At 58.7% G+C, this 13,513-nt stretch carries 11 protein-coding genes; 3 read left to right on the forward strand and 8 right to left on the reverse strand.

Annotated elements, in window-relative coordinates; translation table 11 throughout:
* Window positions 1-17 precede the first annotated feature (17 nt).
* Together PI739_RS20225 and PI739_RS20230 are read right to left on the reverse strand one after the other, a co-directional pair.
* Complete coding sequence (locus tag PI739_RS20225; protein WP_129485607.1) at window positions 18-986, reverse strand: ABC transporter substrate-binding protein; 969 nt, start codon at window positions 984-986, stop codon at window positions 18-20.
* An 87-nt stretch (window positions 987-1,073) separates the two neighbouring features.
* Complete coding sequence (locus tag PI739_RS20230; RefSeq protein ID WP_271352148.1) at window positions 1,074-1,892, reverse strand: phytanoyl-CoA dioxygenase family protein; 819 nt, start codon at window positions 1,890-1,892, stop codon at window positions 1,074-1,076.
* Window positions 1,893-1,999: 107 nt separating this feature from the next.
* Between PI739_RS20230 and PI739_RS20235 the strand changes: the two genes are divergently transcribed.
* Both PI739_RS20235 and PI739_RS20240 read left to right on the forward strand, forming a co-directional pair.
* Window positions 2,000-2,908: a LysR family transcriptional regulator gene (locus PI739_RS20235; protein WP_003364395.1), complete on the forward strand. Its 909-nt coding sequence runs from the start codon at window positions 2,000-2,002 to the stop codon at window positions 2,906-2,908.
* Between the two features lie 98 nt (window positions 2,909-3,006).
* Window positions 3,007-3,879 (forward strand): LysR family transcriptional regulator, encoded by an 873-nt coding sequence (locus PI739_RS20240; RefSeq protein ID WP_271352149.1) that lies wholly within the window; start codon window positions 3,007-3,009, stop codon window positions 3,877-3,879.
* 54 nt (window positions 3,880-3,933) lie between these two features.
* Here the strand turns inward: PI739_RS20240 and PI739_RS20245 are convergent, their stop codons facing one another.
* The 4 genes from PI739_RS20245 to PI739_RS20260 form a co-directional block, all read right to left on the reverse strand.
* Window positions 3,934-4,359, reverse strand: coding sequence for a VOC family protein (locus PI739_RS20245; protein ID WP_003364399.1), 426 nt, complete (start codon window positions 4,357-4,359; stop codon window positions 3,934-3,936).
* A 177-nt stretch (window positions 4,360-4,536) separates the two neighbouring features.
* Window positions 4,537-5,430 (reverse strand): nickel/cobalt efflux protein RcnA, encoded by an 894-nt coding sequence (locus PI739_RS20250; RefSeq protein ID WP_248672368.1) that lies wholly within the window; start codon window positions 5,428-5,430, stop codon window positions 4,537-4,539.
* A gap of 7 nt (window positions 5,431-5,437) precedes the next feature.
* Window positions 5,438-5,731 (reverse strand): metal-sensing transcriptional repressor, encoded by a 294-nt coding sequence (locus PI739_RS20255; protein WP_271352150.1) that lies wholly within the window; start codon window positions 5,729-5,731, stop codon window positions 5,438-5,440.
* 113 nt (window positions 5,732-5,844) lie between these two features.
* Complete coding sequence (locus PI739_RS20260; RefSeq protein ID WP_024663669.1) at window positions 5,845-6,957, reverse strand: NADH:flavin oxidoreductase; 1,113 nt, start codon at window positions 6,955-6,957, stop codon at window positions 5,845-5,847.
* Between the two features lie 139 nt (window positions 6,958-7,096).
* Here PI739_RS20260 and PI739_RS20265 point away from each other — a divergent pair, with 139 nt between their 5' ends.
* Entirely contained in the window at window positions 7,097-7,981 is an 885-nt protein-coding gene (locus PI739_RS20265; protein ID WP_248680770.1) for a LysR family transcriptional regulator, read from the forward strand.
* A gap of 9 nt (window positions 7,982-7,990) precedes the next feature.
* Here PI739_RS20265 and PI739_RS20270 read toward each other — a convergent pair whose 3' ends face one another.
* Complete coding sequence (locus PI739_RS20270) at window positions 7,991-8,953, reverse strand: GGDEF domain-containing response regulator (protein ID WP_044309371.1); 963 nt, start codon at window positions 8,951-8,953, stop codon at window positions 7,991-7,993.
* 18 nt (window positions 8,954-8,971) lie between these two features.
* Window positions 8,972-13,024: a CHASE domain-containing hybrid sensor histidine kinase/response regulator gene (locus tag PI739_RS20275; protein WP_271352151.1), complete on the reverse strand. Its 4,053-nt coding sequence runs from the start codon at window positions 13,022-13,024 to the stop codon at window positions 8,972-8,974.
* Between the last annotated feature and the right edge of the window lie 489 nt (window positions 13,025-13,513).

The following is a 13,513-nucleotide window of genomic DNA, read 5'->3' on the forward strand; positions in this document are numbered from 1 at the left end:
CCATGCCCTTTCTTGCCTTAAAGCGTTGCTTCGATCTTTTTGGCAGCAGCGTCACTGACCCAGGTGTGCCAGATTTCCGGGTGCTCCTTGAAGAATATCTTCGCCAGCTTGGGTGAATCGATACGCTCCTTGCTCATGCGGGCCAGGTTCTGGTTTAACAGGTCGATCGGCAGATTGACCTTTTCCAGAACGGCTACCAATTCCGGTGCCTGCTCGTGAAAGACATTGGAAAGCCCTACCTGAATGCTGATTTTCTTATCGACGCCCGGCTTTTCTTCCAGCTTCAACAGATCGACTTGTCCCATTAACGGCGTCGGCGACCAGTAGTAGAAAAGAATGGGCTCGCCCCGCTTGTAGCTCGACAAAACGGCAGCATCCAACGCCGGGCCTGTACCCGGGCGGAAGTTGGTATAACTGGCTTCCAGGCCATAGCTCTTAAGCATCTCGCTGTTTTCCAACTCGCAGGTCCAACCCGCCGGGCAATTGTAGAAACGGCCCTTGTCCGGTTCTTCCGGGTCCTTGAAGAGCGCCACGTACTGGGTCAGGTCGGCGATCTTCTTCAGATCGGGAGCCTTGGGCTTGAGGTTGCGTTTGGCATCGCCTTCGACCAGATAACGTGGCACATACCAACCTTCGGTGGCCCCGATAATCGGTGCCCCCACACCAACTACCTTCCCACTGGCGGCCGCCTTGTTCCAGACCTCGCTTCGCCCGATCCACTCCTCCGCCAGTACCTGAATGTCGTTATTGCTCAAGGCGCTTTCCATGGTGATGGAGTTGCCTGGCAATGTATCGATCGCACAGCCATAGCCGTCCTTGAGCAATATCTGCAGTATGTCGGTGAGCAACATGCCGCTTTCCCAATTGAGCCCGGCAAATTTGACCGGTTTACCCGACTCGCACCAACCGGCGGCCTGGCTTGGAGCACTGCCGGCAAACAGCCCGAGAGCAATCAGTGTGGCGGTAAGGTTTTTTCTGATCTTCACAATCGCACGCTCCAACACAGTGAACAGGGTTATGGCAGTGCAAATGCTCGTCACATCAGTGGCGAACCTGTTTCATCTACATGAAACTCAAGCTCCTTGATGTATCGTCGGGAACCAATCTTCGCGCAGTCTCTGACCGGTCTGCATCGCATGCCCTGGATACGGTGGAGAGGTCCGTCCTGGACGCTCGAAGTAACGTATATCGTCGCCAAGCCAGCGCAGCGACAAGACACGACGGCGCTGAGCCGACGCATTGCCTCTAGCACCATGCACGGTACGGAAATCGAACAGCACCGCGTCGCCCGGCTGCATCTCCCATTCCAGTACCTGCAGGCCTTGCTCGGTATCAGTATCTGGATCCGGCGCGTCGCGGTACCCGCCAGCATCTTTGTAGAAATCGCTTTGATCGGCCCAGTGCACCGGTTTTATGCCCTTCTCCCAACGGTGTGAGCCGGCAAGCAGCCGCAGCGTCGACTCGCGCACCGGGTCCACGGGGATCCAGAAACTCACGTTCTGGCTACCTTCGACAAAATAGTAAGGGATGTCCTGGTGCCATGGCGTGGCCTTCTGCGCGCCGGGTTCCTTGACCAGAACATGATCATGAAAAAACTGTGCCGATCTGGAGCGCATCACGGCAGCCGCGACAGACGCTGCCGGTGAATCCTCGACCATGGCGCGAAACTCTGGAATCCGCTGCCAGTTGCAATAGTCGTCGAAAAAGCCGCGCGGTTTGTCATCCTTCTCGACGTAACGGCTGGCGTAAGCACCCGGCTCGGCGAGGTTGCGCTCGATTCCGTCGGCAATGGTGCCGATCCAGTCGCGGAAAACGCCGCGCAGGCAAATTGCGCCATCGCGCTGAAAGGCCTCAATGTCTTCTGTCGTGAGGGCAAACGAATGTTGTGTCATGACCTGAAACTCCCTCGGAGAAGAATAAATGTGGGCAAGGGCAAATATTTCATGACACACAGCGAAGATAAAATAATATGTATTGATTTATCACCCAAGAAATTCTTATGAAGTTCAGTCTGCGACAACTCCGTTATGCGCTCGCTGCCGCCAAACACGGCAATCTCACGTTGGCGGCCGAAGAGCTGCATGTTTCCCAACCGTCAATTTCAACGGCGATTACCGACCTCGAGCAGCTTTTTGGTCAGCCGCTGTTTGTTCGTCAACGCGGACTGGGCGTATCGCTTACGCCTTTCGGGCGCACAGTGATGGCCCAGGCCAGGCGGGTTCTGGCCGAAGCCCGGACGTTTTCAGACATCGGCAGCGACAACAACGACTTTTCCGGAGAGCTGGTACTGGGTTGTTACGAGGACCTGGCACCCTATTGCCTGCCGCAGATCCTCAGGCGCCTGCAACAGGAACATCCGCGAGTGAGGGTCGACATGCGCGAAGGCGGCTTCGACTATCTGGGCAAGCGCCTCGCCGAAGGTACTCTGGAGCTGGCGCTGACCTACGACCTGGGGCTGCCGGCAAACATGGCGTGTATCGAGTTGCGTCAATTGACTGCCCATGCCCTGCTGGCGGCTGATCACCCATTGGCAAACGAGCCCGATGTCAGTCTGCAAGCACTCAGTGAAGGCAATCTGGTAGTTACTGATCAGGTCCACAGCTGGCAGCACGTGCTGGACCTGTTCAACATGCATGGACTGTCGCCTCAAAGCCTCCAGCGCACCCACAGCTTCGAGTTTCAGCGCAGCCTCGTCGCCAACGGATTCGGTGTTTCCCTGACCTATACCAGGCCCTTCGGCGACCGCAGCTACGACGGTCAGCCCTTGGTGTGTCGCCCGATACGCGAAACGCTGCCCACCCAGCGCATCGTACTGGCCTACGATCAGCGCTACCCGTTAACGCCGCCCGCCGAAGCATTCAAAAATCAGGCCGTTGCCTGGTTCCAGGAAAGAGTACCTTTTGTCTGAGGCAGCGCCCGGGCGCCTATGACGCTGAAGCGGCGACAACCCGCCAACAACAAAATAAACAAATGCATTTTTAGCAAAAATACAATTATTCTTTGCCCATGATCAAAGAACTGAAAACGTTTATCGCCGTGGCAAGAGAAGGCACGTTCGCTGCGGCGGGCAGCAAGATCGGGCTCACCCAGGCCGCTGTCAGTGCGCAGATGCAGCGCCTTGAAGCTGAACTGGGCGTCGAGCTGTTCGACCGAAAAGGACGTTCAGCCCAGCTCAACCGCATGGGGCAGCAGGTGTTGTTACAAGGTCAGGATCTGGTGCGCCAGTTCAGCAGCCTCGGCACTACGACAGTAGGGCTACCCGCGAGCGTGCTGGTGACCATCGGCGCAATTGCCTCTGTACAACGCTCCTTTCTGCCGGACGCGCTGGCTCGGTTTCATCAGCAATTCTCCGCGTGCAGGACGCGCGTCATTCCCGGCCTGTCCATGGACCTGGTCAATCAGGTGGACGCTGGCGAGATCGACATGGCAGCGATCATCCGCCCGCCCTTCTCACTGCAAAGCGACTTGCGCTGGACAACGCTGGTCCGTGAACCCTATCGCCTTATCGTGCCTGCTGACATGCAGGGGGATGACTGGGCCGAACTGATTTCGGCTCATCCATTCATTCGTTACGATCGATCGTCATTTGGTGGCCGACAGGTCGATAGGTTCCTGCGCCAGACCCGTGTCTCGCTGCGCGAAGTCTGCGAGCTCGATGAACTGGATGCGATTATGAAACTGGTCGCCAACGGCGTCGGCGTCGCATTGGTTCCGGAAACGGCAACCCTGCAGAGATGGCACGCCGGTGTGCGCTCTATCGACTTGAAAGAGCATACGTTCCATCGCGATATCGGGCTGGTACATCGCGCTCGCCGCAGCCTGACCGAACCGGTAACCGCGCTGGTCCAACTGATCAACGAACACGCTCTGACTCGTTAGCGCTGCGCCCGCTCTAGCAGGCCTGGCGCAACATAGTGTGCGCCAGGCTTTTTACTATTTTGCGAACAGCTGACTCATGTCCTTGAACGCCTTGAACTCAAGCGCATTACCGCAGGGATCGAACAGGAACATGGTGGCCTGCTCACCCACCTGCCCCTTGAATCGAATGTAGGGTTCGATGACGAACTCGGTGCCGAAGGATTTCAAGCGCTCGGCCAGAGCTTCCCACTGAGCCCATTCCAGAATGATGCCGAAGTGCGGAACCGGAACGTCGTGACCGTCTACCGGGTTGCTGTGCACGCTCTCTTGAGAGGCGGTTTTCGGGTGTTCATGAATCACCAACTGGTGCCCGTAGAAATCGAAGTCGACCCACTGATCGCTGGAGCGCCCTTCGGAAAGACCGAATACTTCACCGTAGAAGGCACGTGTCGCGGCCAGGTCATAAACCGGGATTGCAAGGTGGAAAGGAGAAAGACTCATCAGGACTCCGATTGCAGCTCTTGGTGGCGTGTGAGCCTGACAGCGTGCTCGCTGTCCGGCGACTTATTCAAGTTCTACTCATGCTAAGGCCGGACGAAACCAACAAAAATCAATATATATTTTAAAGATGCACAAATTATTTTTGTGATAACGGTCACGCTCAAGCACCAGACCAGCTCACGAATGCAGGCTGATCCAGCCGTTGATCCCTACATACATCCCGACACAGATAATCAGGACGCTGGACAGGTAAGGTGCGCGTCGAGCAGCTGCACTGAGCCAGGGGAAACGATTCGAGGCTTTTCGCGCACCGATGGCGGCGGCAGCGCCAACGGTGACCAGCGTGACGGCGAGACCCAGGCTGAAACAGATCACCATCATCGCGCCCAGAGTGACCTGCTTCACCTGCAGGCACAGCAGCAACACGGTGATGGCTGCTGGGCAAGGGATAAGCCCCCCGGTCAAGCCGAACATCAGGATCTGGCCATTGCTGACCTCGCGATGGGTGAAGCGCTTGCGAATGTCGTCGGCATGGGCCTTTTCATGGGCGTCCTGATAGCCTTCGGCGCTCAGGTTCAAGCCGTCCAGATCACTGTGGTCATGGCTGTGACCATGTTCGTGTTCGTGCTCATGCTCATGCTCATGCTCATGCTCTTTGAAGTTGACATCGTGGCCATGGCCTGCATGCCCGTGACTCTGCCGGGCACTTTCGAATTTATACAGCTGCTCGCCACGCCAGGTGCGCCATAGCATCCACAATGCAATGGCGATGATCACGGCAGATGACCCGAGCTGGAAGTAAGGTTCCGTGGTTTCAGCATCCAGCCCCTGGCCCAGATACATCCCGCCGATTGCCACCAGCCAGACAACGGCGGTGTGCGAAACGGTAGCGGCGACACCGAGCATCACGGCCTGTTTAACAGAGCCACGAATGGCCACAATGAACGCCGCCATCATGGTTTTCGAATGCCCGGGCTCCAGCCCGTGCAACGCGCCCAGCAAAATGGCACTGGGGAAATACAGCCAGGCATGCGAACCCCCTTGCTGCAACAGCTCGACGAAATTCGGCATGCGAGACCTAAAGGTATTTGGTGATTTGCTTGAAGGCTTCCAGCGGTGCCCGCTCGCCCCTGGCGAGTGAACCGAGCGTGTCTTCGAGGCAGTGATCGATATGATCCTGAATCAACGTGCGCTTGGCCTGGCACACCGCTTTCTCGACCGCGTGCAGCTGCTGGGCGATGTCCACGCACTCGCGCCCGTCTTCGATCATGGTGATGATGCTGCGCAAATGGCCGTCGGCCCGTTTCAGGCGCTTGATAACAGCTATGTGGGACTGGTGCGTATGGCCGTGGGGGTGGTCGTGTTCACTCATGGCTTGAGCTCTGGCCTGGACAATTCAGACCGGCACTCTATCCCCCCAGGGAGGATAGAGTCAAAGGTAATGCAGGATTGGAACCGGAAGCGAGCCCACCTATGAAAACCTGTTCAATTCATCCCGTTGAATGCCAGCTCGCTGTCCTTGATATTGGCAATCGGCCCGAGAATGGCTGGATCGAAGTCGCGGAGTGGCGCGCCCTGACGCAACAACTCTGGCAGGTCCGGATTGGCCAGCGCACCCTTGCCCACTGCGATGATGTCCGCACCTTGGCGAAGCACCTGGTCGGCTTTTTGCGGATCGTGCAGGCCGCCATTGGCGATCAGCGCAACACCCGGCGCGTAGCGACGGGCCAGTTCGACCAGGCTGGCTTCACCCTGGGCAAAGGCCGGCTGCCATGCTTCATGTTCGGTCACATGGATGTAATCGACGCCGGCATCGGCCAGCGCATCGAAAATGATTTCGGCATCGCTCTCGTCCCCCGCCCATTTGTGCTGAAAGTCGTTGACCTTGCCTTGTGAAAGACGCACGCCCACCGGTGCCTGCCCGGCGACTTTTTTCACTGCGGCGATGACCTCGAGCGTCAGTCGCAGACGCTGTCCGACCTCACCGCCCCATTGATCGGTGCGCTGATTGCTGTAGTCGGTGAGAAACTGATCGAGCAGGTAGCCGTTCGCCCCATGTATCTCGACACCGTCAAAGCCTGCAGTGCCGATAGCCAGTTGCGCCGCGTGGGCGAACCCGTCAATGGCCTCGGCAATGTCCTTGTCACTCATCGCTTGCGGGATCCGGTAGCTGCCCGCGCCGTAATAGAACGCCATCTGTTCGCCCTTGGGACGAATGGCCGAAGGACCCGCAGACTCGCTGACGAAGCGATTGGCCTGGCTGAGCGCGCCGGCGTGCATGAGTTGCGCAATCATGACACTGCCATGCCGGTGCACAGCATCGGTCGTAGCACGCCAGGCCTGAGCCTGCTCGTCATCGGTGAGCCCGGGCTGGAAGCGGTAGCCTTGGGAAAAACGGCGATCGGTGTAGTTACCCTCGGTGACGATCAGGCCGAAACCACCCTTGGCGAATCGCTCGTAATAGCGCGTCATGTCCTGCGTTGCACTGCCCTGCTCGTCCGCGCTCACGCGTGTCATGGGCGCCACCGCAAACCTGTTCTTCAGTTTCAGATGACCGATATCGAACGGAGCTGTAACGTGTTTGTTTGTCTCGCTCATACTTCAAATCCTCACTGTGCAGACCGGCTACGAATTGCCCGCTGTCATTGACAGAACCTGCAGCAACGGTAAGGGGTGGCGCAGCCCATTGGAACCCGGCCGTGCAGATAAGGCGCTTTAACGAAAATGGATAGAATCCGTGCAAATATCTGACATAGAGGTGTTCGCCGCCATTGCTTCCAGCAGGAGCCTGTCGGAAGCGGCGCGTCGACTCGGGTTGTCGCCGATGGCAATCTCCAGGCGTCTGGCTGCGCTGGAAAACGACCTGGGCGTCAGGCTGGTTCACCGCACCACCCGCTCGGTATCCCTGACGCCGGAGGGCGAAGTGTTTCTGCCCCACGCCAAAACCATGCTGCACACCAGCGAAACCGCCCGCGCCACGCTGAAAGGCGATACCGGTAAGGCCAGTGGCGTGTTGCGGGTGACAGCACCCAGCGTGTTTGGTCAGACTGTCATCATGCCGCTGCTGCCGGTATTGATGCAGGAGAACCCGGCACTGAGTGTCGACCTGACACTGTCGGACAGCATCGTGGACATCGCCGGGTTAGGCATCGATGTCGCCATTCGGATCGCCACGATACGTGACTCCTCGCTGGTGGCCAGATCGCTGGCGCCCAACCCACGGGTCGTGTGTGCAAGCCCCGACTACCTGATGCGGCGCGGCCAGCCATCGGTACTCGACGAGCTCCGCCAACACCCATGCATCACCTTGCATGCGATGCCTTACTGGACGTTCATCAGAGAGGGCGAGCCGGTGGCCATTCGCGCTCAGGGTACGTTCTCGGCCAACAGCGTCGAAGCGGTGCGCACGGCGTGCAAACAGGGCCTGGGGCTGGCCATGCTGACCTATTGGGACGTTCAGCAGGAAATCCGTGCAGGCAGCCTTCTGCAGATACACTTCGAAGACGTCACCCCCGAGCAACTGTCGGTGACGGCCGTATTGCCGACCCGCCAGCGCGTACCTCACCGGGTACGCCTGTTCGTCGACCGCCTTGAAGCAGAGCTCAAGAAAAATACGGTTTGAAGCAAGGTGTCAGTGCCATGGTGCAACCTGTATCGGCTCAAACCGGCTGCAGTTTCGTCCTTCATGCTTGGCCCGGTACAAGGCCCGGTCGGCTTCCGCCAGCAATGCTGCTGCAATCGAGTCAGGCGCAGTACCGGCCGCCACGCCCGGGCGCGGGATGGGCAGCGCGCCAGCCTCCAGACTTGCCACCCCCACCGACACTGTCACCCGGCCCAGGTCGCTGGTTTCATGGGGCCTGGCAAGGCCATGAATGTGCTCCACGATTTCCTCCGCCAGCCGGCAGGCACCCTCTGCGCCGGTATCCGGCAATAGCACGGCGAACTCCTCGCCCCCATAACGGGCCACCAGATCGGTAGACCTGTGCACGCAATGTTTCACGGCATGGGCAATGGCAATCAGGCACTCATCGCCTTGCAAATGGCCATAGTGATCGTTGTAGCGCTTGAAGAAATCGATATCGAGCAACAGCAGCGAGAATGCCCCCTGATTGCGCCGCACGCGCAGCCATTCACGCTCGATGCTCTCGTCGAGAAAACGCCGGTTGGCCAGCCCCGTCAGCCCATCGGTCTGGGCCAGCAGATTGAGCTGGTCCATCGCCATTTTCAGGCGCAGGTGGGTCTTTACGCGCGCCGTGACGATCAACGGCTGAATGGGTTTGCCGATGAAATCCACCGCACCCAGCGCCAGTCCGGCTTCCTCGATGCGGGTTTCGGTGTGGCTGGTGATGAAGATGACCGGGACGTCTTCCAGCAGTTGATCGGCCTTTAGCGTCTCGCAGACCTCAAACCCGCTCATTCCAGGCATCTCGGCGTCGAGAAGGATAAGGTCCGGACGCATGTCCCGGACCATCTTCAGGGCCTGGGCGCCACCCGTGGCAAAACGAATCTGTCCCAGGCCATTGAGAACTTTGCTCAGCACACGAATGGCGGAAATATCATCATCGACAATCAGCAGGCTAGGTACAGGTTGCATGATGGATGAAGCTCCTTTTTATAAGTCGGCACGTTCGAGCAGGTGCAGTGCCTGTTCGAACTCGAGTCCTTCAATGGTTTGCCAGAGCTGTTCGACCAGTGCCTGTCCGGCCAGCTCCTGAAGCGCGGCAGCAGCCAGCGGAAACTGGTCCAGCGCGGCTATATCACGGTTTTCAAGCAATTCACGCAAGGTCGATAACGCCTGTCGGGAGGCATCGGGATCCGCATCGATACGCGGGGCCGGTGTCCTTTCCTCAAGTACCGGCGTGCGGTCTTGCAAAGCACGGAAAGCGGCGCTCACACCCCGCAGAGCCGGCTCAGGGTCCGTACCGTGGCGCAGCAGGGCTTCCGCCTGCCCGGCATGCAGCCCTACTTGCCTAGCGCCGAGCAGCAGCGCAGCACCGCGCAGCTTGTGCAGGTCAGCCATCGTTTGATCGGGGCTCTGTCGCGCCCGTGCCAGAAGGCTCTCGCTCTCGCCGAACGCGACAAATTCATTGAAAAAGCGCCGCAGGGACGAGAGAAACAAGGGCACATCATTGCCTAGCCGAGCGGCGACCTCCTGGGTGTCGATACCTTCGATCACCGGCCATGCAGAGCCTGTCGGGGCTTCCTGCAGCAAGGTGCCGACCGCCAGCGGAGCGCCTCGAACACGCTCGACGGCACGACGTACCGCCCGGATCAGGGCGGCGGGGTCCAGAGGCTTGGTGAGGAAGTCATCCATACCCGCGAGCTCGGCCTGTCGCCGCTCCTCTGCCAGGGCGCCTGCGGTCAACGCCAGCACGGGCAATCGTGTCAGGCCCAGTTCATTGCGCAAGCGCCGCGTGGCCTCATAACCATCCATTTCCGGCATCTGCACATCCATCAGCACGGCATCGAAGACATCTGGCGTCTGACGCAGTCGTTCAAGGGCCAGCAGACCATTGCTGCAGGTCTGAACCACAGCGCCCTGTTGCTGCAACAACAGGCTGGCGACCTCCAGATTGATCTCGCTGTCGTCCACCAGCAGCAGGTGCAATCCACTCAGCCAGAGCGTCATGGAGGTATCCATTCGCGTGGCCTGAATGACCCTTTCGGTGCTGCCCTGGTACTTGGCGATACAGGCATTGATCGCGTTGAACAAGGCCGAGCTGTCCAGCGGCTTGAGCAATACCTTGTCGACCAGAGGGAGCAGTTCTTCCCGGATCCCGGACGGGGTCACCAGAATGACCGGAAGCGGCGTCGCCTCGATCAGTTGTTGCACCTGCTCAACCTGCGGCTGCTGCCAGTCCACCAACAACACATCCGGCAAGTGCGCGTTGACGTGATTACGCTCTTGCAAGGCGACGTGCAGCGCCTGTTCGTCGGTCAGGTTTGCCACTCGCCAGCCCAGGCCGCGACATAAGCGTTGCAGCGCCGTGGACGACTGCACGTCGTCGCTGAGCAGCATGACCTCCAGACTGCTTCCCGGGCCGGACGGCTCCAGATCGCTCTGGCTGCTCTGAAACGGCAACTCCACCCAGAACTCGCTGCCGGTGCCGAGTTCGCTCTCCACCCCTATCCGGCCGCCCATCTGCTCGGCCAGCCCGCGCACCACCGACAAACCCAGTCCGGTGCCGCCAAAACGCCGCGTGGTAGACGCATCCGCCTGTGTGAACGGCGCAAACAGCTGGCCGAGTACATTGGCCGGTATGCCACAGCCCGTGTCCTGCACAGAGAAGCGCAACCAGCAAGTATCGGCGTGATCGTCTTCACGACTCACTGTCACATCGACTCCGCCGACTGTGGTGAACTTGAGCGCATTGCCGACCAGATTCATGAGGATCTGGTTGACCCGCAATGCGTCTCCTATCAACTGGCCAGGCAGCGATGCCACGACGCTGACAGAAAAACGCAAGCCTTTCTCCTGCGCCTGGGGCGTGAACAGCTCGCCCAGTTCGTCGAGCAGTTGTCGAGGGCTGAAGGGGTTATGTTCCAGCCGCATCTCTCCCGCCTCGATCTTGGCGATGTCGAGGATATCGTTGATGATCCCCAACAAGGTCCGGCCCGCAATCTGCAGCTTGGTCAGCAACTGGCGTTGCTGGTCGTTCAAGGCGGTGTTGTGCAGCAGGTGGGAGATGCCGATCACGGCGTTCATGGGCGTGCGAATTTCATGGCTCATGTTGGCCAGGAACAGACTTTTGGCCGCATTGGCAGCTTCGGCGCTGGACTTGGCCGCGTGCAATTCGGCGCTATGGTGCAGCCGTTCGGTGATGTCCTGAGCGATACCCAGATGACCGATGAGTTCTCCATCGGCGGTACGGATCGGGGTGATGATCATCAGCACAGGGACCGTCGTGCCATCCTTGCGTACGTAGGTCCATTGTCGGGTTTCCGAACCTTCGAGGGATGCCTTGTAGCAAAAGACGTCAATGCCTTCGATCGGGGTGCCGTATTCACGACTCAGCTCAGCGGAGCGTGCGGCCACTTCTTCAGGAAGATGAAACACGCCTGGACCGTTACCGCTGACCATTTCCGCATTGCTGTAGCCCAGCAGCAATTCGGCGCCCCGATTGAACACAAAGATCTGCCCCTGCATATCGGTAGCGATGATCGAAACCTCCGAAGAGGCGTCCAGCACCCCCTGCAGCAAACCCGCCACTCTGGACAGCTCTGCAGTGCGCTCGCTGACCTGTTGCTCAAGCTGTGCGTTGAACTCCATGAGGTAGCGTTCGACGCGCTTGCGGTCGGTGATGTCGTGCATCATTTTCGCCGCGCCGAGTATGGTGCCGTCCGTCTCGCGGATGAAGCTGCAGGTAATGGTCACATCGATCAGTTGACCGTTCTTGTGCAGACGCCGGGTTTCCAGCGTCGGGCCTCGCTCACCGCGGGCCACCCTTTCCAACAACTGTTCGTCTTCATGAACCAGATCTGGCGGAACCAGCAGTGGCGCCAATGGACAGCCCAGCACTTCGTGCTCGTCATAGCCGAACATCTGCTCGGCAGCCCGGTTCCAGGTGATGATCCGACCGTCCAGGGCTTCACCGATGATCGCGTCGCTGGAGTTTTCGACGATAGTGGCCAGCCTGGCCTGACCGGCAACCACCTGCTGTTTGCGCTGACGGGACAACAGTAGAGTGCCAACCAGCACCGTCAACATCAGGCTGACCAATGTACCGATGATGAACACCCTGCCCGCCGGAACCGGATCGAGTGCCTCGGCAAATGCCGGGTGAGCGCCTACCTCCATGCGCCACACGCGGCCATAGATGTCTCGTTCGAAAGCATAGGTCTGCAAGACCTCCTGCTCATGACCGCTTTCCGGAGTCTGGTAGATCAGATGCTGGCCTTCACTGACGTCATAAAGCTTCAAGTGCACTCTGTGGTTGAGAGGGTCCAGATTGCTCATCACCTCACGCATGGCCAACGGCGCATAGGTCCAGCCGATCAGGGATGTTTCGCGCTGGGCGATATCGGTCGGGGTTTCAGGGGTGCTGTAAACCGGTAACAGGAATAGGAAAGCACGCAAGTGGTCATCATTGTCCTGCAGCAGGGTAATGGGCGCCGACAGGGTGGCAGCGCCACTGCGCATGGCCTGAAGGGCTGCATCGCGACGATGCTCCTCGGAGGCGATGTCCAGCCCCAGTGCCTGGACGTTGCGGGCCAGCGGGTCGATGAATTGAATGATGAAACGGTCTCCCTGCTGGGCACCCAGCCGACCAAGACTGAAGTCCGGCCTGCCATCTGCCCTGACACGCCTCACGAATTCGGCCTCATCGCTGGCCGCGACACGACGGATGAAGCCGAACCCGCGCGCGCCAGGGTATTCCTTCTCGATATTGCGCCCTTTGCTGTAGCGGCTCATCTGGCTGCTGTTGATATGCTCGAGGTCCAGCATATGAACGGCACCGCGCAGGCCTCGAAGACGATACTCGTACACCCTGAGTCGTGCCTGCAAGTTATCGCCGATGCCCTCTCCGGCCTCCTTGAGTGCCTGTTCTATACGCGTATCGATCGATCTGCGCTGTTCATGGCTGGCAATAAAGCTGACGCTGAGCCCGGCCAGCAGAACCACAGCCATCCAGCCAACGAGCCACGTGAGAGAGCTTTTCTTCATCAATCAGACACTCGTTTTCAATCCTGAATACTGTGAGGTGACCAGAGGACACCGTCCGCCTGCCCTGGCGTGTCTCTGCGACCTCAAGCGTAGATTGTCTTCGACCAAGCGCCAGTGACGTCGCCATCGCTGCATGGTTTATCGCGTGCAAGTGGTCGCAGGGCATTTGCCAGCAGCCAGCTGCAACTTCGGGCGTGGGTCTGGCCGATGAAAGGGACGATTTTGATCGGACTCAGTGACGACGACCAAAAGTCTGGTTTTTGACAAAGCGCTGTTTGCCAAGGACATAAAGCCTTAAAAGATACTAAATAAGCATAATAAAAAATAAATTAATCACAAAAACCTATATTAGCTTAGAAGAAAAAAGACTTTTACAGCGCATGACCATAAGAATACGGTCTTAAGAAATCAGTGCTGAAGCACTGTGCTCGACTTGAAGAGGACCTCCCATGCGCCGTACACCGCCTTCGACTTTTTCGACTGGACTCG

The sequence above is a fragment of the Pseudomonas cerasi genome (assembly GCF_027983475.1).
GTDB lineage: Bacteria > Pseudomonadota > Gammaproteobacteria > Pseudomonadales > Pseudomonadaceae > Aquipseudomonas > Aquipseudomonas cerasi.

Excerpts from the sequence above, each read along its gene's own strand:
- PI739_RS20230 (WP_271352148.1), bottom strand. The coding sequence starts at position 1,892 with ATGACACAACATTCGTTTGCCCTCACGACAGAAGACATTGAGGCCTTT.
- PI739_RS20235 (WP_003364395.1), top strand. The coding sequence starts at position 2,000 with ATGAAGTTCAGTCTGCGACAACTCCGTTATGCGCTCGCTGCCGCCAAA.
- PI739_RS20240 (WP_271352149.1), top strand. The coding sequence starts at position 3,007 with ATGATCAAAGAACTGAAAACGTTTATCGCCGTGGCAAGAGAAGGCACG.
- PI739_RS20245 (WP_003364399.1), bottom strand. The coding sequence starts at position 4,359 with ATGAGTCTTTCTCCTTTCCACCTTGCAATCCCGGTTTATGACCTGGCC.
- PI739_RS20250 (WP_248672368.1), bottom strand. The coding sequence starts at position 5,430 with ATGCCGAATTTCGTCGAGCTGTTGCAGCAAGGGGGTTCGCATGCCTGG.
- PI739_RS20255 (WP_271352150.1), bottom strand. The coding sequence starts at position 5,731 with ATGAGTGAACACGACCACCCCCACGGCCATACGCACCAGTCCCACATA.
- PI739_RS20260 (WP_024663669.1), bottom strand. The coding sequence starts at position 6,957 with ATGAGCGAGACAAACAAACACGTTACAGCTCCGTTCGATATCGGTCAT.
- PI739_RS20270 (WP_044309371.1), bottom strand. The coding sequence starts at position 8,953 with ATGCAACCTGTACCTAGCCTGCTGATTGTCGATGATGATATTTCCGCC.
- PI739_RS20275 (WP_271352151.1), bottom strand. The coding sequence starts at position 13,024 with ATGAAGAAAAGCTCTCTCACGTGGCTCGTTGGCTGGATGGCTGTGGTT.